The 21,338-nt window shown below is 64.8% G+C and carries 17 protein-coding genes; 6 read left to right on the forward strand and 11 right to left on the reverse strand.

Annotated elements, in window-relative coordinates; all coding sequences use genetic code 11:
* Positions 1-163: 163 nt before the first annotated feature.
* The 3 genes from IVB13_RS14890 to IVB13_RS14900 form a co-directional block, all read right to left on the reverse strand.
* Positions 164-472, reverse strand: a complete 309-nt coding sequence (locus tag IVB13_RS14890; RefSeq protein WP_085384418.1) for a sulfite:cytochrome C oxidoreductase subunit B — start codon at positions 470-472, stop codon at positions 164-166.
* A gap of 11 nt (positions 473-483) precedes the next feature.
* A complete protein-coding gene (locus tag IVB13_RS14895) occupies positions 484-1,683 on the reverse strand; it encodes a molybdopterin-dependent oxidoreductase (RefSeq protein ID WP_247489376.1) in 1,200 nt (399 codons plus the stop codon).
* A 135-nt stretch (positions 1,684-1,818) separates the two neighbouring features.
* On the reverse strand, positions 1,819-3,552 hold the full coding sequence (locus IVB13_RS14900) for an adenylate/guanylate cyclase domain-containing protein (protein WP_247489378.1): 1,734 nt from the start codon (positions 3,550-3,552) through the stop codon (positions 1,819-1,821).
* Between the two features lie 225 nt (positions 3,553-3,777).
* On the opposite strand from IVB13_RS14900, the gene IVB13_RS14905 reads away from it, so the two are divergent.
* Positions 3,778-5,343 carry a glycosyltransferase family 39 protein gene (locus IVB13_RS14905; protein ID WP_247489418.1) on the forward strand — a complete coding sequence of 522 codons (1,566 nt, stop codon included), beginning with the start codon at positions 3,778-3,780 and terminating at the stop codon, positions 5,341-5,343.
* 192 nt (positions 5,344-5,535) lie between these two features.
* Here IVB13_RS14905 and IVB13_RS14910 read toward each other — a convergent pair whose 3' ends face one another.
* The gene (locus IVB13_RS14910) at positions 5,536-6,564 is read right to left on the reverse strand and encodes a TIGR01620 family protein (protein WP_247489379.1); all 1,029 of its coding nucleotides are present in this window, start codon (positions 6,562-6,564) and stop codon (positions 5,536-5,538) included.
* Positions 6,561-8,030, reverse strand: a complete 1,470-nt coding sequence (locus IVB13_RS14915) for a YcjX family protein (protein WP_026232571.1) — start codon at positions 8,028-8,030, stop codon at positions 6,561-6,563. The genes IVB13_RS14910 and IVB13_RS14915 overlap by 4 nt, the downstream gene beginning before the upstream one ends.
* 184 nt (positions 8,031-8,214) lie before the next feature.
* Here IVB13_RS14915 and IVB13_RS14920 point away from each other — a divergent pair, with 184 nt between their 5' ends.
* On the forward strand, positions 8,215-8,910 hold the full coding sequence (locus IVB13_RS14920) for a hemolysin III family protein (RefSeq protein WP_018453680.1): 696 nt from the start codon (positions 8,215-8,217) through the stop codon (positions 8,908-8,910).
* 56 nt (positions 8,911-8,966) lie between these two features.
* On the forward strand, positions 8,967-9,761 hold the full coding sequence (locus IVB13_RS14925) for an SDR family oxidoreductase (RefSeq protein WP_018453681.1): 795 nt from the start codon (positions 8,967-8,969) through the stop codon (positions 9,759-9,761).
* A 60-nt stretch (positions 9,762-9,821) separates the two neighbouring features.
* Here IVB13_RS14925 and mdlC read toward each other — a convergent pair whose 3' ends face one another.
* The 4 genes from mdlC to IVB13_RS14945 all read right to left on the reverse strand — a co-directional run bounded on the left by mdlC (position 9,822) and on the right by IVB13_RS14945 (position 14,731).
* Positions 9,822-11,444 carry a benzoylformate decarboxylase gene (gene mdlC, locus IVB13_RS14930; protein WP_247489382.1) on the reverse strand — a complete coding sequence of 541 codons (1,623 nt, stop codon included), beginning with the start codon at positions 11,442-11,444 and terminating at the stop codon, positions 9,822-9,824.
* A 139-nt stretch (positions 11,445-11,583) separates the two neighbouring features.
* Complete coding sequence (locus tag IVB13_RS14935; protein ID WP_247489384.1) at positions 11,584-12,432, reverse strand: MaoC family dehydratase N-terminal domain-containing protein; 849 nt, start codon at positions 12,430-12,432, stop codon at positions 11,584-11,586.
* Between the two features lie 15 nt (positions 12,433-12,447).
* Positions 12,448-13,551, reverse strand: a complete 1,104-nt coding sequence (locus IVB13_RS14940; RefSeq protein WP_026232572.1) for a CaiB/BaiF CoA-transferase family protein — start codon at positions 13,549-13,551, stop codon at positions 12,448-12,450.
* Positions 13,552-13,561: 10 nt separating this feature from the next.
* Positions 13,562-14,731 (reverse strand): acyl-CoA dehydrogenase family protein, encoded by a 1,170-nt coding sequence (locus tag IVB13_RS14945; RefSeq protein WP_247489386.1) that lies wholly within the window; start codon positions 14,729-14,731, stop codon positions 13,562-13,564.
* A gap of 124 nt (positions 14,732-14,855) precedes the next feature.
* Between IVB13_RS14945 and IVB13_RS14950 the strand changes: the two genes are divergently transcribed.
* The gene (locus tag IVB13_RS14950; protein ID WP_247489388.1) at positions 14,856-15,776 is read left to right on the forward strand and encodes a LysR substrate-binding domain-containing protein; all 921 of its coding nucleotides are present in this window, start codon (positions 14,856-14,858) and stop codon (positions 15,774-15,776) included.
* Positions 15,777-16,097: 321 nt separating this feature from the next.
* Here the strand turns inward: IVB13_RS14950 and IVB13_RS14955 are convergent, their stop codons facing one another.
* Together IVB13_RS14955 and IVB13_RS14960 are read right to left on the reverse strand one after the other, a co-directional pair.
* Positions 16,098-17,372 (reverse strand): cytochrome P450, encoded by a 1,275-nt coding sequence (locus IVB13_RS14955; protein WP_018453687.1) that lies wholly within the window; start codon positions 17,370-17,372, stop codon positions 16,098-16,100.
* Between the two features lie 93 nt (positions 17,373-17,465).
* Positions 17,466-18,731, reverse strand: coding sequence for a cytochrome P450 (locus tag IVB13_RS14960; protein WP_247489390.1), 1,266 nt, complete (start codon positions 18,729-18,731; stop codon positions 17,466-17,468).
* A 379-nt stretch (positions 18,732-19,110) separates the two neighbouring features.
* On the opposite strand from IVB13_RS14960, the gene IVB13_RS14965 reads away from it, so the two are divergent.
* Both IVB13_RS14965 and IVB13_RS14970 read left to right on the forward strand, forming a co-directional pair.
* A complete protein-coding gene (locus IVB13_RS14965) occupies positions 19,111-20,256 on the forward strand; it encodes a YjgN family protein (protein WP_247489420.1) in 1,146 nt (381 codons plus the stop codon).
* Between the two features lie 3 nt (positions 20,257-20,259).
* The coding region (locus IVB13_RS14970) for a M48 family metallopeptidase (RefSeq protein ID WP_247489391.1) at positions 20,260-21,338 on the forward strand (1,079 nt) is incomplete at its 3' end.

The raw sequence follows: 21,338 nt of genomic DNA on the forward strand, positions 1-21,338 counted from the left end.
CCCCGCCAACCGGCCGGTTCGGTCCTAATACGATACGCGGAATGTGGCTGGCTTGGTAGCTCAAACCACATCGGCATTTCGGCGAATTCCGCTCAACTTCGCGGCGTTTTTGCCGGATTTGCCCTTTTCGCGGTCACTTGGTCGGCGCGCCGCGCGCCATCCGTCAATAAGTCGCGGCCAGATAATCGACGATCTTGCTGACATCGGCATCGTCGATGGGGGCGCCATAGACCTTGATCATCTTGGTCACCTCGGCCTGCCAGAAACCTTTCTTGTCCTTCATCGGCGGCTGCGTGTTGATGTAGTCGGCGGAGTGGCAGGCGCTGCAATTGCCCTGCACGACTTCGAGATTGGGCCCGGGCTTGAACGCCGCGACCTCATCGGGGGTCTTGTAATTGACCGGTGCTGCAAGTGCCGAACCCACCACGGCGGCGAGGGCGAGCGTGATGGCGAGGAAAACGGTGCGCTGCATGATCATTCCCCTCAAGCCACGGTGACGCGGACGGTTTCGACGACGTTGCGCAAGTAACCCGCCGGATTCCAGCGCGGCGTATCCGGCTGGGTTTCGCCGCCATTGCCGGTGGCGCGCACCTTGAGCTCGTAGGAGCCCGCCGCGAGCTTCACCGGCAGCGTCCATTCACGGAATGAGTATTTGCCAAGATCCTTGCCGAGCCTGGCGTTGGTCCAGGTCTTGCCGCCGTCGGTGGAGACCGCGACCTCCTTGATACCCTTGCCGCCGTCGAAGGCGATGCCGCGCAGCGTCGTGCCGCCTGCTTTCAGCTTGGCTCCGTCGGGGACGCTGGTGATGAAGGAACGGATGGTGAAGCGGTTGATCGGGATCGTCGCCTTCGGCGCGGTGCCCGGCTCGACCGCATTGTTCGGCGTGTCCGGAATGCGATAGGCCGACTTCATCCAGAACCCGTCATAGACATTGTCGACGACGGTGATCTCGTTGAGGTGCTTGACCCAATAGGTGCCGAAATAGCCGGGCACGATCAGGCGCAGCGGAAAGCCGTTGAGGAACGGCAGGTCTTCGCCGTTCATGCCATAGGCCAGCATCACCTCGCCGTCGTTGGCGTGATCGATATCGAGCGCCTTGACGAAATCGGGCGTTTTGTCGCTGACCGGACCGTCCATGCCGTTGAAGGTGACCTGCTTGGCGCCGCTCTGCACGCCCGCCATCGCCAGCACGGCCTTCAGCGGCACGCCGCGCCAGCGCGCATTGCCCATCGCGCCGTTGGCGAGCTGGCCGCCGGCCACGCGCGGATCCAGGAAGCCGCGGCTGTTGCCGGAGCACTGGTTGACGGCGACGATCTCGGTCGCCTTCATCTTCCGGATGTCCTTCAGCGACAGCTTGAGCGGCTTGTCGACCTTGCCCTTTACCTCGAGGGTGAACTTGTCGGGGTCGAGATTGTAGGGCAGGTCGGAAAGGTGATAGCGCACGAAGAACGCGTTATTCGGCGTGATCGGGCCGTCGTTGAACACCGCGAAGGGCGTCTCGAGCTGCGGCGGGCGGCTGGTCAGGCCGATCATCGGCCGCTTCTGCGGATATTTCACCAAAGGCCGTTCGCCATTGGCAAAGGGCAGGGCGACGGTGTCGAGTGCCAGCGCTTTGGTCGAGTTCAGTGCAGTCGCAACAGCGGCAAGGCCCGCTCCTTTGAGCAGGTCGCGTCGATCGAACATGTGGTCTCCTCCCGGAGCTTTTCGTTGGATCACGGTCATCACCGCGATCTCTCACTCATCTGTCGCAACGACTCAGATGAAGTCAATTCGTGCTTTCGCAGCAGGCCCATGCCGCTGCGTTGCAGCAAGCCGGTGTTACGCCGCGACGCGTTCGCCGCGATCGACGAGCGCGGACAGCTCCCTCGCGTCCGCAACCACACGCACGGCCATCGGTTCGTCGCGGCCGCGGATCGCGACCTCCTGCTGCGGCAGCGCATCGTCGGCAAGGCCGGCGGTCCGGCGGACTTCCTCCGAGACGATCGCTTCGCAGGCCAGCGTCTTGGTCATGTCCTGGAGGCGGGCCGCGACGTTGACAGCATCGCCCAGCGCCGTGAAGACGATGTGATCGCGATAGCCGATGTCACCGATGATGACCTCGCCGCCATGGATGCCGATGCCGAAGCGGATCGGCTGGCGTAGATCGTGGGACAGGAGCTCGTTGAGCTCATCGATATGCCTGGCGATGCCGGCGGCGGCCTTCAGCGCCTGCCGGCAGGCGGTTTGCGGATCGGCGCTCAGTCCGAACAGCGCCAGCATGCCGTCGCCGACAAATTGGTTCGGCTGGCCGCCATTCTCGATCACAGCCTGCGAGACGGCGCCGAGGAAGCGGTTGACGATGAACACGGTGTCGAACGGCAGCCGCTTCTCGGCCAGCTGCGTCGAGCCGCGCATATCCACGAACAGGCTGACGAGATAGCGCTCCTGGCCGATTCTGGCAGGCGTCGAGGCCTGTGTGTTCGCCGAAAGGGTATGCGCGGTGAAGAGCTGGAAGAAGGAGAGATCCGACGTCGGCCGCAGCTGGCAGGCCAGCCTGATCGAGGGGTCACTGGTGCCGACACGGGTGAGCACGAACGCCTCGCGCTGCGACGGCTCGGGCAGGGCGCCATGATCGCCGATGATGCGGATGCGGCAGGTCGAGCAGCGGGCGCGGCCGCCGCAGACGCTGGCATGCGGCACATTGTGGCGCAGGCTCGCTTCCAGCACGGAGAGGCCCTTGGGGACGCGCACCGTCTTGCCGTTGCCGTAGGACAGCGCGATCATGCCGCCGCGCCGCTCGCGCACGGCGCGCGCGCCACGCGCCAGCAGCGCCAAAGCGAGCAGTCCGAGATAGCCGGCGGTGAGGCCGCCGGTGATGCGGTCGAGCATCGCGGCCTCTGCCGTGGTGCCCAGCTGGCGGCGCGTGAGATTGTGCGTCCGCCATTCCCCGTCGTCGGCCTCGACCTCGACGCTGCGGCCACCCTGGTAGACACCCAGCAGCGACAGCGTCGGGATCAGCACGGCAGCCGCGAGCAGATAGGGCGCCGCGCGCGTGAAGAACGGTTTGAGGCGAAGCCAGAAATAGATGCCGATGCAGCCGTGCACCCAGGCGATGAGAAGCAGGATCGTCATGGTCCAGATACGGTTCGACGCGACGAAGAACAGATAGAGTTCCTGCGGATAGAGTTTTTGGTGTCCGTAAAGCGTCTGACCGAGCCGCACCCCGATCACATGCGCCATGACCAGCGCGGGGATGCTCAAGCCCAGCACGAGCTGCAGCGGCTCGACCGTCCGCCAACGGAACTGCCGGCGCTGATACAACGCGTAGATGCCGAGCCCCATATGCGTGAGCGCCGCCGTGTAGAACACGATCGCAACCGGCAGGAACTGCCAGAACAGCATGTGGTAGTAGACCCCGATCTCCATGGCATCGACCGAGATGTTGCCGAGCGCATGGTTGAGGAAATGGCTGACCACATAGGCGAACAGGATGACACCGCAAACCAGCCGCACCTGGCGTACGCTGATGGCGCGGGAAAGATCGGAAAATCGTGTGGATGCGGTTGCGGCCATGATTCTGTTGTATCAGTTCATGAAGGAGAACAGCCAGCGTCGCGTTTAATTCCGGGGGTGGATAGCGCGCCCGATCACATGCGCGGCAAGCTGCCGCAATCTCCGTGTCGTCCTGGACAAGCACCCCCGGGGGCGCACGCGGATCCGGGACGACGGTACCCAACATTGACTCCCCCTCTCAGGTTGGCGAAAAGCGCCGCCGTGAGGACAGCTCTCGACATCACGATGCTCCCCGCCGGCGCGGCGCGCCGGCCGCTCGTCATGGCCGCGGCGATCATCGCCGCGATGACGCTGCTGCGCATCGTCTACGCCTCGGCCATCGAGCTGCGCACGGACGAGGCCTATTACTGGACCTGGTCGCAGGAGACGGCGCTCAGCTTCCTGGATCATCCCCCCGGCATCGCCTGGCTGATCCGGTTCGGTACTGCGATCTTCGGCGACACCACACTCGGTGTGCGCTTCGGCGGCATCGTCGCGATGCTGGTGACGCAGCTCCTGCTCGCGGACATCGTCCGCCGCCTCACTCATGATGTGCGCGCCGTCGTGCTCGCGGTGCTGATGCCGGAGGCCGCGCTCTATTACGGACTGCTGATGGCCAAGGTCGCGCCCGATGTCGCCATGATCCCGTTTGCGGTGGCAATGATGTGGTGCCTGGTGCGGCTCGCGCAGGGCGGCGACGGCCGCTGGTGGCTCGCGGCCGGCCTGTTCGCCGGGCTCGCGATGCTGTCGAAATTTACCGTGATCATGTTCGCACCGGCGGTTGCCGCCTTTCTGCTGGTGCCGGATTGGCGCTGGCGCTGGTTGCGCAGCCCCTATCCTTATCTCGCGGTCCTGATCGCAATCGCCGTGTTCTCGCCGGTCCTGATCTGGAACGTGCAGCACGACTGGGCCGCGATTCGCTTCCAGGGTGTGCGCGCCACCACCAGCTACGGCATCTCGCTCCGCACATTCGGCGACTACATCGGCCTGCAATTCGGACTGGTCGGCTTCGTCATGCTGCCGGTGGTACTGACGGGGGTGGTGCTGACGGCGTGGCGCGGCTATAGCACGCGCGAGCCGGTCGCGATTTTGCTGTCGACCGCGGTCCTGGTGCCGTTTCTCTATTTCCTGGGGAAATCGCTGACCCTCCGCGTCGGCGACACCTGGCCGATGTTCATGTGGCCGGTCGGTTTCGCCGCCGCCGCTGTCAACCTCACCATGCTGTCGCGTGAAAAATGGTCGGCGCGGATGATCAGATCGTCGCTGTTCTGGGTCAACACGGCGGTGGTCTCCGGCATCGCCTTTGTCGTCATCGTGTTCCTCTACTACGTCGCCGCGCCCTGGAATTTACTTGGCAAGATCGATCCGATCGGTGCCGAGTCCGGTTACGAGCAGGTCGCCGCGCGCGCACAGGCCGCATTGGACGAGACTGGCGCGACCTGGATCGCCACCACGGACTACCGCACCTATGCCATGATGCGCTGGCTGTTCAGGGGCCGGGTGCCCGTGATCGAGATCAACGAGCGCGGCCGCTTCCAGGACTTTCGCGATCCGGGCATGGACCGGATCAAGGGCCACGTCGGCATCTATGTCGGGCGCGAGCCGGACAATCGCTCATCACTGTGGGAGAACATCCCCGCCAAGCGCGAGCCGCTCGGTCAGGTCGAGCGCCGCTGGCGCGGTCTCGTGATGGACACGTACACGCTGGAAAAGCTCACCGGCTGGACCCCGGAGCTGTCGCCGCCGAAAGACTCGCCGCTGTTCCGGTGGCGCGTGCTGGCGGGCGAGTTTGAGCGGCGTACGCTCGCCTAGCAAGGCGGCCTTCTTCCTTCTCCCCTTGCGGGAGAAGGTGGCGCGAAGCGCCGGATGAGGGTCTCTATCCGCTAAGACGACTGCGAGAGGCGCGCGCGGAGAGAACCCCTCACCCGTCTCGCCGCTCTGCGGCGAGCCGCCCTCTCCCGCAAGGGGAGAGGGGAAAACGAGTCCGCCGCGCAAGATGGCGTTCTACTCTTCCTCGTCCTTCTTCCGCAGCAGATCCGTCGCGAGGTCCGACAGCTTCGGCGGCGGCAGTGCGGCGAACGGCAGCGGTCGTGTGACGTCGATTGCGGCGAGGCCGAGCCGCGCCGTCAGCAATCCATTTAGCATGCCTTCGCCCAGCCGCTGCGACAGCTTCGCCGCAATGCCGTGGCCGAGCATCTGCTGCACCAGGCTGTCGCTCGCCGCCATGCCGCCGGTGATGGCGAGATGAGCGATGACATGGCGGAGCAGGCGGATCATGCCGAGCGCGCCGGGCCGGCCGCCATAGAGGAAAGCGAGCTGGCGGATCAGGCGCAGCGACACGATGAACACGAACATCACGTCGATCGCCGCTCGCGGGCTCACCGCCGTGACGATCGAGACTTTTTGCGCTGCTGACGACACCAGCCGCCGCGCCTCGATGTCCAGCGGCGACATCAATTCGCGCTCGGCGAGCCGGATCATGTCGGCGCCGTCGATGATCTCGCCGGCGTGGCTCTCCAGGGCGGCACGGGCGCGCGCGAGCTGCGGGTTCTGGTGCGCGATCTTGAGCAGATCCTGCACGATGATGCGGCTCTCCTTGCGATCGTCGCTGGCAAGAACAGCGGCTGCGCGCTGATGCAGCTTTTCGATCGTTGCCAGCCGCGCCAGCCCGAAAGCCTCGCGTCCGGTCACCACCGCGAGCGCAAGCGCGGTGACGAAGGCAAGCGCCAGTCCGACGAAGCCGAGGCTGTCGCTGCGCGCAAACAGATCCTCGATCAGACGGACGACGCCGAGCCCGACCCCGAGCAGCGTCAGCCCGGCAACGCCGGACCAGAACATTGCGCCCCAGGGAAAGCCGCGCCGCGCCGGAAGCGTCGCTGCGATTGGCACCGGCAAATTCGCCGGATCGGGCTCCGGCGTGATCTGGATGGTGGTACGGCCGAGCCGGGTCGTCTCGTCGGCCTCGGTGACGACGACGCCGGGGTCGTCGAGCCGGAACGTCGCCGGTCGCCGTGGCTTCGATCGGTCGTTCATGACAATTTGTCTCCGATCAGGAACTGCAAGGCACGGTCGAGGCGGATGTGAGGCAGCGCCGGGTGGTCGGCCCCCTCACGTTCGAGCTTCGGCGGACGGAAGCGCAGGAAGCGAAAATCGCTCTTCCCGGCGGCCTCGGTCGAGAGGCCGCGGAATGCGTCGGTGCCGTTGAACAACGGCTCGGGATCCAAGGGCAGGTCGCCCGGAAAGGTTGCCACCTCGGTGCTGCCGTCGAAGAATTCGCCGCCGGCGCTTTCGCCCGCGGCGGGCGTTCCCAAGATCGACGGCAATTTGTCACGGCCATGCGCGACCTGCGCCTCGCGCGTGGCGCGGACGGCGGCGAGCGCGACGACGTCGATCGCCGCACCGGTATTTTCGGCGCGCGCAACGGCGCGGGTGACCGCGCGGCGCAGCACGGCCTCGAGCCGGTCATGGCTGGAATGATGCAGATGATCCGCCTTGGTCGCCGCGAACAGCACGCGGTCGATCCGCGGCCGGAACAGGCCGGAGAGGAATGTGCTGCGGCCGATGTTGAAGCAGTCGAGAATGCCCGCGAGTGCGGCTTCGAGATCGTGCAGCGCTTCGGGGCCGGCGTTGAACGCGGCGAGCGCGTCGGCCAGTACGATCTGGCGATCGAGCCGGGCAAAATGATCGCGGAAGAACGGCCGCACCACGACGTCCTTGTAGGCCTCATAGCGGCGCACCATCATCGCCCACAGCGATCCCTCCGGCGCCTGGCCACCCGCGGGTACGTCGAGCGGCGCAAAGGTCAGCGCCGGTGTGTCGGCGAGATTGCCCGGCATCAGGAAGCGGCCGGGCGGCAGCAGGCTCATCGCAAACCGCTCATCGCGGCAGCCTTGCAAATAGCCCCTGAAGAGCTTTGCGGCCGTCAGCGTCGCCTGCTCGTCCTCGCGCGCCTCGGGCTTGAGCGTTGCGAGATGCGCGTGCCAATCCGCGGCAAGATGGACGCGCGGCGCCTCGCGTGACAAGGCGAGACTTTCGGCCGACCATTGCTCAAAACTCTTCTGAAGCAGCGGCAGGTCGAGCAGCCACTCGCCGGGATAGTCGACGATGTCGAGCGTCAGCGTGCGGTCGGCGCCGTTCTGGCGCTGGTAGTCGATGACGAGCCTGAGCTCGCTGATGTCGACAGTCGAGTTCGGCCAGCGCCGCTCCTCGATCAGCGCGCGCAGATGGCTCTCATAGGCAAAGCGCGGCACCGCGTCGTCCGGCTGCGGCGCCAGATGCGCCCGCGCGATCCGCCCGGATGAATAGGCCTCGAACACCGGAAACCGGCCGCCACGGGTGAGGCCGTGGATCAGCGCGGTAATGAACACCGTCTTGCCGGCCCGGGACAGGCCGGTAACCCCCAATCGTACCGTCGGATTGAAGAAATGCTCGCCGTAGTCGATCAGCGCCCGAGCCGACAGGCGCGCCTCCTCGATCATATCCTGGAAACTAAATGCCATATGAACGTTGGGAATCCCGGGCGAGGGCGGATAGGCAAAAAGGACTAATCACAAAATTGGCAACTGCCTGAGGAAAATCAAGCTTCATACTTCCACCGTCTTTGTCGGCAAATCAGCCGTTTGAACGACGCGCCGATCCCGAAACACCCATACAAGAGGGTATTAACTCACCTTGCGGATTGCCATGACCGTCTTCCAATTGAAACAGCTCGCATCCTCCTCCGTCCACGCAGCCGCCGACGCGGTCGGCTGGCATTACGACCGCGCCGAGTTGATCGCCGACGGCGTGATCCACGCGATCGGCGTGCTCTGCGGCATCATTGCCGCGACCGTGCTGGTGGTGCTGACGGTGCTCTTTGCCGACGCGACCGACATCGTCGGCGTCTCGATCTACGTCGCCGGCCTGCTTTCGATGCTGGTGTTGTCGGCGACCTATAATCTGTGGCCAGTCTCGCCGGCCAAATGGCTGCTGCGGCGCTTCGACCATTCGGCGATCTATCTCCTGATCGCGGCGACCTACACGCCGTTCATCCTGGAGGTGAAGGACAGTGGGTTCGCGCTGGTGCTGCTCGCCGGCGTCTGGTGCGTGGCGCTCCTCGGCATCGTGCTGAAACTTCTCTACCCCGGCCGGTTCGACCGCGTTGCGGTCGGGATCTACCTAGCGATGGGCTGGAGCGGCATCATGCTCTACGATTCCGTGGTCAAGGCGCTGCCTGCGCTGGTGCTGGGCTTCGTCCTTGCGGGTGGACTGCTCTACAGCTTCGGCGTGATCTTTCATGCCTGGCGGCGGCTGCGCTTCCAGAATGCGATCTGGCACGGCTTTGTCTTGGCCGGCGCGGCGTGCCATTATACCGCGGTGCTCGACCTCGTGTTGAGCTGAGCAAGCTCCGCGAAGCGCAATAAGCCAAAACGGTATAAGACAAGAGGAGACGTCGCATGCAGGTGACCGGCAAGGTCGTGGTCGTCACGGGCGGCGCCAACGGCATCGGCAAGGCGCTGTGCGAAGCCTTTCACAAGGCGGGTGCGGCCAAGGTCGTCGTCGCCGACATGGACGCGGACAACGCGCGGGCGGTCGCGGCCACGGTGGATGGCGCGGCCTTCAAATGCGATGTCGCGCAGGAAAAGGATATTTCCCACGTCATCGAGGAGACCGAGCGTCAGTTCGGCCCGATCGAATTGTTCTGCTCCAATGCCGGCATCGGCGGCGGCTTCGACCCGATGTCGGTCAATGCCGGCGGCGCCTCGGATGAGCCCTGGCAGCGTAGCTGGGCGATCCACGTCATGGCGCATGTCTATGCGGCGCGGCATCTGATCCCGCGCATGAAGGCGCGCGGCGGCGGCTATTTCCTTAACACGATCTCGGCCGCCGGCCTGCTGTCGCAGGTCGGCAGCCCGGCTTACTCCACCACCAAGCATGCCGCGGTCGGCTTTGCCGAAAATCTCGCGATCTCGCACAAGGCGCACAACATCCGTGTCTCGATCCTCTGCCCGCAGGGCGTGGACACCAACATGCTGCGTTCGATCCCCAAAGGCCCGCAATCCGGCGACGGCGACCTCTCGCCCGAGCAGGTCGCCAAGGACGTGCTCGCCGGTCTCGATCAGGAGACGTTCCTGATCCTGCCGCACCCGCAGGTGCTCGGCTACATGCGCAAGAAGACCGAGAATTACGACCGTTGGATCGGCGGCATGGCCAAGATCCAGGCTAAGATGCGGGAAGATTTCGGGACGTAGGAAGGGGCCTGCCACGACCTCCGGTGTCGTCCTGGCTTTCGCCAGGACGACGGTCGGCCCTCAATGCTTCTGCCCGTACAGCACCGGCACCGCCGAATCCACGACCACCTCCACCAGGCTCGTCCCTTCGAATGCCATCCCGCGCTTGAGCGCCTCGCCCAGTTCGGCCGCCTTGCTCACCCGCACCGCATGGCAGCCCATGCCCTCGGCCAGCCGCACGAAATCGATCCCCGGCAACTCGAGTCCCGGCACGTTCCTCACCTGCATCACCTGGCTGAACGAGCGCATCGCGCCGTAGCCGGAATTGTTGATGACGATGATCGTGAGCGGCAGCTTGCGCTGCGCGGCGGTCCACAGCGCCTGGATCGAATACATCGCCGAGCCGTCACCGATCAGGCACACCGTGCGGCTCGTCGGCTTGCCGAGCGCCATGCCGACCGCGGCCGGCAGCGAGTAGCCGAGGCCGCCGCTCGCCATGGTGTAAAAACTGTCCTGGCCGCGCATCGGCATGAACTTTTGCATCGCTGGCCGGTGCGAGGGGATTTCCTCGACCAGCGACGCGCGGTCCGGCATCGCTTGCGACAGCGAATGCAGCAGGAATTCGACCGGCAGCGGATCGGCGGCTTGCGGCGTCGGCGGCAGCGTTCGCCCCTTCGGTGCCGCGCGCTTGCTCTCCGGCAAGAGGTCGAGCAGCATTGCGAGCGCCGGCTTCATCGTCGCGATGATGCTGGTGCCGACGGGCGTCACCGCCGCGGCATCGGGGTCATCGGTGATCTGGAAGATCGTCGCGCCGCCGTCGAAGATCGCGGCATGGCCTTCGACGTGGAAGGTGAACACCGGCGCGCCGATCACGACGACGAGGTCGTGCTCGCGCAGCGCGTCCGACAATTGCGCCGGCGAGGCATGCAGGAAACCCGCGAACTGGGGATGACGTTCCGGGAACGAGCAGCGCGCCGAAAACGGGCTGACCCAGACGCTGGCCCTGGCCTTCTCGGCGACGCGCACCATCAGGTCGACCGCGCCGGCGCGATCGACGCCGGGGCCGACGACGACGGCAGGGTGCTTGGCCGAGCCGAGCGCGGTGACCAGCGCCTTCATCGCGTCAGCCTCGGGCCCGATCTCGCGACTAACCTTGCGTGCTTCGACGGGAGCCGTCGCATGCGCCCAGTCGTCGACCGGGATCGAGACGAAGGTCGGCCCGCATGGCGGCTGCATCGCGGTGTAATAGGCGCGCGCGATGGCGGCCGGAACGTCCTCGGGCCGCGCCGGCTCCACGCTGTACTTCACATAAGGCCTCGGGAATTCGGACGCACGCTCCGCATACAGGAACGCCTGCAAGGGGAGGATCGAGCGTGCCTGCTGGCCCGCGGTGATCACCAGCGGCGTCTGGTTGCGATGCGCGGTATAGATGTTGCCGAGCGCGTTGCCGACGCCGGCGGCCGAATGCAGATTGACGAAGCCGGCATTGCGCGTCGCCTGCGCATAGCCGTCGGCCATGCCGACGGCGGAGGCTTCCTGAAGCGCGAGCACGTAGTCGATGTCGTCGGGCCAGTCGCTCAGGAACGGCAGCTCGGTCGAGCCGGGATTGCCGAATACCTTCTTGATACCGAAGGAGCGCAGCAGGTCGAGCGTCGCCTGCTTGACGGTGACGGATTTGCTGCCGGTCTTGCCGTTCTTCGCCATGGTTTCCGTTCCTCTAATTCCTCATCCTGAGGAGCGCGTCTTCGCGCGTCTCGAAGGATGAAGGCCCGGCTGGTGGCCTCGCCCTTCGAGACGCGCGCAAAGGGCGCGCTCCTCAGGGTGAGGGTCTAGCAGCAGTGTATCACCACACCGCCGTCCCCTTCATCGTCGGCTGCCCCTCCGCGTTCGCGGTCCACAGCTCCATGCCCGCCTCGGTCTCGTTGGCGTTGATGGAAAACTCGCTGCCCTCGAACAGCGGTTGCACCCCGCGATAAGTAAACCTCTTCGGCGGCTTGCCGCCGTGCAGCTTCGCCGCCATCTCGATGATGAACGTTGCCTGCAGCGGCCCGTGGAAGATCAGGCCCGGATAGCCCTCGACCTTGGTGACGTAGTCGCGGTCGTAATGGATGCGGTGGCCGTTGAAGGTCAGCGCGGAATAACGAAACAGCAGCACGGGATCGGAGACATGCGTCTGGCGATGCTGCGCCTTCGGCGGCGGAGGCGGCGCCTTTGCCGGCGCGGACGTCGTCGTCATCTCGCGATAGACGATGTCCTGCCGCTCGCGGATGGCGATGCCGCGCGGCGAGGAGATGCTGTGCTCGACCGAGACGAAGCACAGCGTGCCGGTCGAGCCGGTCTTCACCTGCACGTCGGCGATGCGCGAGCTCCGCGTCGATTCGTCTCCGACGCGCAGCGGCTGCAGGAACTCGATCTCGCCGCCGGCCCACATCCGGCGCGGCAGCGGCACCGGCGGCAGGAAGCCGCCGCGGGTGGGGTGGCCGTCGGGGCCGAGCATCGACATCGGAAACACCGGCTGCGCCAGGCACCAATGCACCGTGAACGGCGCCGCGTCGCCCGGCTTGGGCGCGCCGACCTCCTGGAACAGCGTCGCACGCAGGCCCTTCACGAGCTGCGCGGTGACGGTGTCGGTGGCCTCTTCGCTGCGGCCGATCCATTGCCTGAGATGATCGATGTCGAGCTTCTCGGTCATGACGCCTCGCTCTTGTTATTTCTTGGATTGGGGATTTTCGCCGATCGCCGGTACAGCACCATAGCTGCGCGTCTCGCCGACAATGATCGGCGCCGGCGCGGGATAGCTGACGCGTCCCTGCGGCGTGTCCACCTCGATGCGGCGCAGATGCGGATGCTTGGTGAGGTCCGCCATGGTGTTGACCTCGGCAAAGGCGATGTCGGCCTCGGACAGCCGCTTCAATAGCTCATCGCGCGTCATCTTGCCGAAGGCATCCGCGACCGTCTTGTCGGTGAAGTCGCGGTTGCGCACGCGCTCGACCATGTTGGCCACGCGCGGATCGGCGGGCAGATCCGGCTGGTCCAGCACTTTTGCGCAAAGCGTCTTCCATTCGCGCTCGCTCTGGATCGAGATCAGGATGTCCTTGCCGTCGCTGGACGTGAACACGCCATAGGGTGCGATCGAGGGATGGCGCAGCCCCATGCGCTTGGGCGGATTACCGGCTTCGGAATTGAGCAGCGGCACGGTGCACCAGTCCGCCATCACGTCGAACATGGAGATGCGGATGTCGGCGCCCTTGCCGGTGCGTCCGCGCCCGATCAGCGCCTCCAGGATCGCCGCATGCGCGGTGGCGCCGGTCGCGACGTCGACGATGGACATGCCGACGCGCGAGGCGCCGTCGGGATTGCCGGTGATCGAGGCAAGGCCGCTCTCGGCCTGGATCAGGAGATCATAGGCCTTGCGGTGCGCATAGGGGCCGTCGTCGCCATAGCCGGTGATCGTGCATGAAATCAGCCTGGGATAATCCTTCAAGAGCCGCTCCCGCGAAAAGCCGAGCTTGTCCATCGAGCCCGGCTTGAGGTTCTGGATCAGCACGTCGGCGCTCGCGATCAGTCGCTCCAGTTCGGCGCAACCTTCCCTGGTGGCGAGATCGACCACCGCGGATTGCTTGCCGCGGTTGAGCCACACGAAGTAGCTGCTCTGGCCCTTGGCCGCCGCGTCATAGCCACGCGCGAAATCGCCTTCAGGCCGCTCGATCTTGATGACTTCCGCGCCGGCATCCGCCAGCCGCGACGAGCAGAACGGTGCCGCCACCGCCTGCTCGACCGCAATCACCCTGATCCCGTCAAGTGCTCCCATGATGGCTGCCTCAGTACGAGCGGGGCATGCCGAGGACGTGCTCGGCGATGAAGGACAGCACGAGATTGGTCGAGATCGGCGCGACCTGATAGAGCCGCGTCTCACGGAATTTGCGCTCGACGTCGTACTCCTCGGCGAAGCCGAAGCCGCCATGGGTCTGGACGCAGGCATTCGCCGCTTCCCAGGACGCATCGGCCGCGAGCATCTTGGCCATGTTGGCCTCCGCGCCGCAGTCGAGCCCGGCCTCGTATTTGCGCGTCGCTTCCTTCACCATCAGTTCGGCCGCGCGCATCGCGGCGTAGGCCTTGGCGATCGGGAACTGGATGCCTTGGTTCTGGCCGATCGGCCGGCCGAAAACGCTGCGCTCCTTGGCGTAGCTGGTGGCCTTGGCGATGAACCATTTGGCGTCGCCGACGCATTCGGCAGCAATCAAAATGCGCTCGGCATTCATGCCGGAGAGGATGTAGCGAAAGCCCTTGCCTTCCTCGCCGATCAAATTCTCTGCCGGCACCTTCATGTCGGTGAAGAACACTTCGGTGGTGGCGTGGTTCATCATGGTGCGGATCGGGCGGATCTCAAGGCCCTTGTTCTTGGCCTCGCGCATGTCGACGATGAACACCGAAAGTCCATCCGTGCGCTTCTTGACCTGGTCCTTCGGCGTGGTGCGCGCCAGCAGGAGCATCAGGTCGGAATGTTCGGCGCGGCTGGTCCAGATCTTCTGGCCGTTGACGACGTAGCCGGCGTTGCCGTCCTTGCGCGCGAAGGTCTTCAGCGAAGTGGTGTCGGTGCCGCTGGTCGGCTCGGTGACGCCGAAGGCCTGCAGCCGTAATTCGCCGCTCGCGACCTTCGGCAGATATTTTGCCTTCTGCTCGTCATTGCCGTGCCGCAGCACGGTGCCCATCGTGTACATCTGGGCGTGGCAGCCGCCGCCGTTGCAGCCCGCGCGCTGGATCTCTTCGAGGATCGCCGCGGCCGCTGAAAGCTTCAAGCCCGCGCCGCCATATTCCTCGGGGATCAGCACCGAGAGATAGCCGGCCTCGGTCAGCGCGTCGACGAAGGCCTTCGGGTAGGCCATCTCACGGTCGAGCTTGCGCCAGTATTCGCCGGGAAACTGCGCGCACAGCTTTGCGACGGCTTCGCGGATGTCGGCGTGATCTTCGGTTTGGTGTTCTTCACTCATGGGGTTTCCCGTATGTGCGGCAGTTAAGATAACGCCGGCCGATCCTCTGGCGTTGTGAAAACACTGCCAGCCCCCTATGCTCATTTGCTATAGCGTATGGAGTAGCCTTCCAGGATTGGCAAGCATGGATTTCCGTCAGCTCAGGACCTTCAGTTGCGTGGCGGAGCTCGGCAGCCTCTCCAAGGCGTCCGATACGTTGCGCGTGGCGCAGCCGGCGCTCTCCAGGCAGATCAAGCTCCTGGAACACGAGCTGCGCACGGAATTGTTCACCCGCAACGGCCGCGGCATGGTGCTCACGGATGCCGGCCGCCTCTTGCTGGCGCGCACCTCCGGCATCGTGCGGCAGATCGACCAGATCCGCGACGACATCCAGTCGTCCAAGGGGCCGCCATCGGGCCAGGTCGTGCTCGGCCTGGTCCCGACAGTGAGCTGCGTGCTGTCGGCGCGCTTCGCGCGGCGCTGTGTTGAAAAATTTCCCGGCATTTCGCTGCGCATCGTCGAGAGCTACAGCGGCCATCTCGTCGAATGGCTGCATCGCGGCGAGATGGATCTCGCCATCCTCTACGGCCGCTCCGCCGATCTGCATCTCAACGTGGAGAGCTTGGGGCGCGACAACATCGTCGCGGTGGGTCCGCACGGTTGTGGCCTCGCGCGCAAGAAGAGCGTCGATGTCGGCTGGCTGCTGCGGCAACGGCTGGTGCTGCCCAGTCATTCCCACGGTCTCCGTGCGCTGATCGAGCATGCGGCGGCCCAGCGCAAGATCAAGCTCAACGTCCAGCTCGAAGCGGATTCGTTCCGCGTGCTCACGAGCCTCGTCGAGGAAGGCCTCGGCTTCGCGCTGCTGCCGCCCTCGTCCGTCCACGCCGAGGTCGCGGACGGGCGGCTGGAAACGGCTGTCGTCTCGAAGCCGTTGACGCGCGAGCTCATATTCGCCTCTCCGATCGACCGTCCGGTCTCGACGGCCTCGGTTGCCGTCACCGCCCTCCTGCGCGAGGAAGTCGCCGCCTGCCGCAAGGACGGCGTGTGGGACATCAAGTTGAGTTAGATGTGCCGGTGCGGTTTAGGACAGAAGGCCGTATGCGACCCATCGCATGTTGCACGAGCTGTCATGCCGGAATTTTATAGCTGGGGTGGAGTCGCCCGCTCTCAATCCACCCTCGGTGTCATTGCCCGCGAAGGCGGGCAAATCCGGTATTCCAGAGCCCGCAGTGCTTGAGCCGAGAAGCCGCGGCATACTGGATGCCCCGCTTGCCGCCTACGCTAAAGCTTCGGCGCCCCTGGACCTCAGCCCGGCGAAGCCTTGGCGTAGCCGGGTCGCGGAGCATGACAGCTGAGGTTGAGAAACACCTGCCGTATAGCGAGCACTCTACCCCGGAATCCGCACCGGCAGCGACTCATATCCCTTGATGAAGCTCGAATAGATCCGCTTGGGCTCGCCGACCACCTCGATGCGGTCGAAGCGCTTCAGCATCTCTTCCCAGACGATCTTGAGCTGGAGTTCGGCGAGGCGCATGCCGACGCAGCGGTGGATGCCGAAGCCGAAGGAGAGATGGGTCCGCGGCCGCGGGCGGTCGATGATGAACTCGTTCGGCTTTTCGAACATCTCCTCGTCGCGATTGCCGGAGACGTACCACATCACGACGCGGTCGCCCTTCTTGATGTGCTTGCCGCCAACTTCAGTGTCCTGCAGCGCGGTGCGCCGCATATGCGCGAGCGGGGTCTGCCAGCGGATCACTTCGGGCACCATGGAATCGATCAGTTCCGGGTTGGCGCGCAGCCTGTCGTACTGCTCCGGATTCTCGTTCAATGCCAGCACCGAGCCGGTCATGGTGTTGCGCGTGGTGTCGTTGCCGCCGACGATGAGCAGGATGATGTTGCCCATGAGATTATCGGGGTCCATGAAGCGCGTGGCGTCGTTGTGCGCCATCAGCGACAGCAGGTCGTTGCGCGGCGCGGAGTTGACGCGCTCGTTCCAGAGCTTGGACATGTAGGCGTAGCATTCGTCCATCTCGCGGCGGCGCTCTTCGGCCGAGGCCACGATGCCGCTCTTGGGCAGCGCGGTCGCGACATCGGACCAGCGCGTCAGCTTGCGCCGTTCTTCCCAGGGGAAGTCGAACAGGGTGGCTAGCATCTGCGTCGTCAGCTCGATCGAGACGCGCTCGACGAAATTGAAGGTCTCGTTGCGCGGCAGATTGTCGAGCACGGTCTGCGAGCGCTGGCGGATCAGTTTTGCCAGTTCGTCCAGATGCGTCGGCGTGAACATCGGCGACACCGTCTTGCGCTGCGACGAATGACGCGGCTGGTCCATGGCGATGAAGCTCGGCCAGTCATAGCCTTCCGGCACGTCGCGGATCCCGATGCCGCCGAGCGTTGAATCCGAGGAGAACAGGCCGTGATTGGTGTCGACATGCATGATGTCGTTGTACTTCACCACCGACCAATACGGCTCGATCGGCGCATTGGTGCAGTAATGCACCGGCTCTTCCTTGCGCAGCCGCTCGAACCACGGCCACAGGGTGTCGTCCTGGAACAGCCTGGGCGCGCCCGGGTGGAATTGCGCCAGCGGCGTCGCATAGGCCTCCTCGCGCGCCCTGCGCATGCGTTCGGCCTTGTCCACTTGAACCGGCGCTTGGATGTTCATGGTGGTTTGCTCCAGTTGCTTGCTTAACCTCTCTCGCGTGCGGGAGAGGGGGCACAGCTTCCTTGTGGACGTGTCGAACTCATCTTTGCGAATCTAAGCCGCGATCTTCACCGGCAAGGTTTCAAGACCCTTCACGAAACTCGAATAGACCCGCTTGGGTTCGCCGACCACCTCGATATGGTCGAATCGCTTGAGGATCTCTTCCCAAATAATCTTGAGCTGGAGTTCGGCAAGCCGCAAGCCGACGCAGCGGTGGATGCCGAAGCCGAACGAGAGATGGGTGCGCGGCCGCGCGCGGTCAATGATGAATTCGTAAGGCTTTTCGATCGCATCGGCGTCGCGGTTGCCCGAGACGTACCACATCACGACCTTGTCACCTTTCTTGATCTGCTTGCCGCGGAACTCGAAGTCCGCAAGCGCTGTGCGCCGCATATGGGCCAGCGGCGTCTGCCAGCGGATCACTTCCGGCACGAAGCTGTCGAGAAGCGCTGGGTTTTCGCGCAGCTTGCGATATTGCTCCGGGTGCTGGCTCAGCGCGTGGAGCGAGCCCGACATGGTGTTGCGGGTGGTGTCGTTGCCGCCGACGATCAGAAGGATGAGATTGCCGAGGAAGTTCTTCGCGTCCATGTCGCGCGTCGCGGCGCCATGCGCCATCAATGACAACAGGTCGCTCTTCGGCGGCTGTTCGATGCGTTCCTTCCACAGTCGCGTGAAATAGCCCGCGCATTCCGTCAGCTCGGCCTGACGCTCGTCTTCGGTGGCGACGAGGCCGTCGGGGCCGGGAATGGTGGTCGCGATGTCCGACCAGCGCGTCAGCTTGCGGCGATCCTCCCAGGGAAAGTCGAACAGCACCGCGAGCATCTGCGTGGTGAGCTCGATCGAGACATGGTCGACCCAGTCGAACACCTCGCCGCGGGGCAGATTGTCCAGGCACTCGGCCGAGCGCTGGCGGATGCTCAGCGCGAGATTGTCCAGATGCGTCGGCGTGAACATCGGCGCCACGGTCTTGCGCTGCGCCGCATGGCGCGGCGGGTCCATCGAGATGAAGCTCTCGCGGCGCAGTTCCGGATCGATGTCGCGGATGGTGATGCCGCCGAGCGAGGAGGCCGAGGAGAATACCGAATGATTGGTCTCGATCTCCATGATGTCGTTGTAGCGCGTCACCGACCAATACGGCCCGAACATCGAGTCCTTGCAATAGTGCACGGGATCTTCGCGGCGCAGGCGATCGAAATAGGGCCAGAACGTATCGGTCCTGAACAGCTCTGGGTCGCCCGGATCGAACTGCTCCAGCGGCAGTGACGTAGCGCGTGCGCGTAACGCGTCGAGCTTCGCCGCGTTTTCGATGGTCCCATGCATGATCGCTCTCCCTGACATCAACCGCGCGTTCTCGTTGAATTCTGCGCTGCGGTATTTGATTTGCAATTACAGCCGGTTGTCTGCGCCGGAGCAAGGGCGAGTTTTGCCACATGGGTGTGATGTAGCCCGGATGGAGCGGAGCGAAATCCGGGATTCGGCCCGCCACTGCCGCTGTCCCGGATTGCGCTGCGCTCCATCCGGACTACGAGGCCATTGATCCAACAACGTGATCTCGCGCACGCCCTCGGCCGTGGAATCGTGCCAGAAATCGACCGGAATCGAGCTAAATCGAACCCGCCCATCTTGGGGATCGACTAATCTCTGATCTATAAGTTTGATCGAACCAAGTCCGCACCCCGAGGTTGCCGCCGTGAACGACATGCAATGGGCCCCCATCGGCTCCGAACCCTTACCCCCGCCGCTGCCGCCCACGCGGGTCGATTTCACCGGCAACCGTACCGACTTTCGCAAATTGGTCACCAAGGGTGCCCTGCTCGAGCTCGTCACCTTCGGCTTCTACCGGTTCTGGCTCGTCACCGACGTCCGCCGTCATCTGTGGGCGAACACCGCGGTTAATGGCGACGCCGCCGAATATACCGGGCGGGCCAAGGAGCTGCTGGTCGGCTTCCTGTTCGCGCTCGCGATCCTGGTGCCGATCTACCTCGCTTACTTCCTTGTCGGTATCGAGTTCGAACGCTGGCAGGGCTTTGCCTCGACGCCGCTGTTCATCAGCTTCTACGCCTTTGGTCAGTTTGCGATCTTTCGCGCGCGGCGCTATCGCCTGACGCGCACGGTCTGGCGCGGCGTGCGGTTCTGGATGGACGGATCGGGCTGGGCCTATTCGTTCCGCGCCATGCTGTGGGGCTTGCTCGTGTTCCTGACGCTCGGGCTCGCATTGCCGTGGCGCGAAGCCTCGCTCGAACGCTACAAGATGCGGCACACCCATTACGGCGATTTACGCGGCGATTTCGAAGGCGACGGCTGGACATTCTTCAAGCGCGGCTGGTGGCTGTGGCTGCTGAGCCCGATCGCGATGGTGATCTTCCCGCTCGCGCCGTTCTTCTATGCCGAGTTCAAGGCGCGCGAGTGGCGCTGGTGGCTCGACGGTATCCGCATCGGCGACGTCAGCCTGTCCTCGCAATTGCCGCACAACGCATTCTACGGGTTGTACTGGAAAGTGATCGGCTGGTGGATGCTGCTCTCGGCCATCTTCGCCGCCTATATCGGCGGAGCGACCATGCTCGTCGTCAAGCTGAGCGGTCTTTCGGTCGAGCAGGCGTTGGGGCCGGGCAATGCCGCCAAGAGCATCCCGACGCTGGTGATGATGGTGATCGGCTACTTCGCACTCGCTCTCGCCCTCAACATCGTCATGCGGGTCTATCTCCAGCGCGATCTCTGGGCCAAGGTGCTGGAAACTGTCGAGGTGCACAACATCGGAGCCGCGGCGGATGTGCGCGGCAGCGCCGAGCTCGCCAGCGCGCTCGGCGAAGGCTTTGCCGATGGACTCGATGTCGCGGGATTCTGAGCTGTGAGTGAGTTGTCCACAGAGGTCCCGGCGCAATCCGCAAAGCCGACGATCTTCTTCGACGGCGTGTCGAGCCGCAGGCGGCAGGTGGCGCTGACGCTCGGTGACGCGCTCGAGATCCTCGAAGAGGGTGCGACGCCCGTTCGCTGGGCCTATGCCGACATCCGCCGCGCCGATAGCCCGCCCGGCACCTTGCGGCTCGCCTGCGCTTCCGCGCCGCCGCTGGCCCGGCTGGAAATCCGCGACGCTCTGCTCGCGTCAGACGTGACCGCGCGCTGCATGCGGCTCGACGAGCACCAGACCTCGCGCCGCGGGGTCGCAAAAATCGTCGGCTGGTCGATGGCTGCCGCCGTCTCCATTGTCTGCGTCGTGCTGTTCGGCGTGCCGCTCGCTGCCGACCGCCTCGCGCCGCTGGTGCCGAAACCGATCGAGCGCCGCATTGGCGATGCGTCGGAGGTTCAGGTGAAGACGATCTTCGGGCGCAGCGAGTGCCAGGATGGGGCGGGGAAAGCGGCCTTCGTCAAGCTCGTCAATCGGCTGCGCGATGCCGCCGGGCTCGACGACGATTCCATGACCGCGGGCGTGCTGCCGACCCCGGTGCCGAACGCGTTCGCGCTGCCGGGCGGCAAGGTGTTCGTGCTGAAGGGCCTGCTCGACAAGGCCGAAAATGCCGACGAGATCGCCGGCATCCTCGCCCACGAGCTCGGTCATCTCAAGCATTACGACAACATGCGCGGCCTGATCTACAACGGCGGCACCTCGTTCCTGATCGGCCTGTTGTTCGGCGACGTCACTGGCTCGAGCGCCGTGATCTTCGCCTCGCGCAGCGTGGTTGAGGCTTCCTATTCGCGCGAGGCCGAGACCGCTGCGGATACGTTTGCCATCGAGATCATGCACAAGCTCGGCCGTTCGCCTAAGCCTGCAGCCGAATTGATGTTCCGCATCACCGGCAAGGAAGGCGGCGGCCTCACGTCGATCCCGGCGAGCCATCCGCTGACCGAGGACCGGCTCGCGCGCATGACCAAGGAGGATCGTTCCGCCAGCGGCCCGCCGCTGCTGACGGATGCGGAGTGGCGGGCGCT

Source organism: Bradyrhizobium sp. 17, from assembly GCF_023073515.1.
Taxonomy (GTDB): domain Bacteria; phylum Pseudomonadota; class Alphaproteobacteria; order Rhizobiales; family Xanthobacteraceae; genus Bradyrhizobium; species Bradyrhizobium canariense_D.

What these genes read in the sequence shown, in the direction of transcription:
- IVB13_RS14920 (WP_018453680.1), top strand. Translation starts at nt 8,215, where the DNA reads ATGACCGTCTTCCAATTGAAACAGCTCGCATCCTCCTCCGTCCACGCA.
- IVB13_RS14905 (WP_247489418.1), top strand. Translation starts at nt 3,778, where the DNA reads ATGCTCCCCGCCGGCGCGGCGCGCCGGCCGCTCGTCATGGCCGCGGCG.
- IVB13_RS14895 (WP_247489376.1), bottom strand. Translation starts at nt 1,683, where the DNA reads ATGTTCGATCGACGCGACCTGCTCAAAGGAGCGGGCCTTGCCGCTGTT.
- IVB13_RS14900 (WP_247489378.1), bottom strand. Translation starts at nt 3,552, where the DNA reads ATGGCCGCAACCGCATCCACACGATTTTCCGATCTTTCCCGCGCCATC.
- IVB13_RS14960 (WP_247489390.1), bottom strand. Translation starts at nt 18,731, where the DNA reads ATGCATGGGACCATCGAAAACGCGGCGAAGCTCGACGCGTTACGCGCA.
- IVB13_RS14910 (WP_247489379.1), bottom strand. Translation starts at nt 6,564, where the DNA reads ATGAACGACCGATCGAAGCCACGGCGACCGGCGACGTTCCGGCTCGAC.
- IVB13_RS14890 (WP_085384418.1), bottom strand. Translation starts at nt 472, where the DNA reads ATGCAGCGCACCGTTTTCCTCGCCATCACGCTCGCCCTCGCCGCCGTG.
- IVB13_RS14935 (WP_247489384.1), bottom strand. Translation starts at nt 12,432, where the DNA reads ATGACCGAGAAGCTCGACATCGATCATCTCAGGCAATGGATCGGCCGC.
- IVB13_RS14965 (WP_247489420.1), top strand. Translation starts at nt 19,111, where the DNA reads ATGCAATGGGCCCCCATCGGCTCCGAACCCTTACCCCCGCCGCTGCCG.
- IVB13_RS14915 (WP_026232571.1), bottom strand. Translation starts at nt 8,030, where the DNA reads ATGGCATTTAGTTTCCAGGATATGATCGAGGAGGCGCGCCTGTCGGCT.
- IVB13_RS14940 (WP_026232572.1), bottom strand. Translation starts at nt 13,551, where the DNA reads ATGGGAGCACTTGACGGGATCAGGGTGATTGCGGTCGAGCAGGCGGTG.
- mdlC (WP_247489382.1), bottom strand. Translation starts at nt 11,444, where the DNA reads ATGGCGAAGAACGGCAAGACCGGCAGCAAATCCGTCACCGTCAAGCAG.
- IVB13_RS14950 (WP_247489388.1), top strand. Translation starts at nt 14,856, where the DNA reads ATGGATTTCCGTCAGCTCAGGACCTTCAGTTGCGTGGCGGAGCTCGGC.
- IVB13_RS14945 (WP_247489386.1), bottom strand. Translation starts at nt 14,731, where the DNA reads ATGAGTGAAGAACACCAAACCGAAGATCACGCCGACATCCGCGAAGCC.
- IVB13_RS14925 (WP_018453681.1), top strand. Translation starts at nt 8,967, where the DNA reads ATGCAGGTGACCGGCAAGGTCGTGGTCGTCACGGGCGGCGCCAACGGC.
- IVB13_RS14955 (WP_018453687.1), bottom strand. Translation starts at nt 17,372, where the DNA reads ATGAACATCCAAGCGCCGGTTCAAGTGGACAAGGCCGAACGCATGCGC.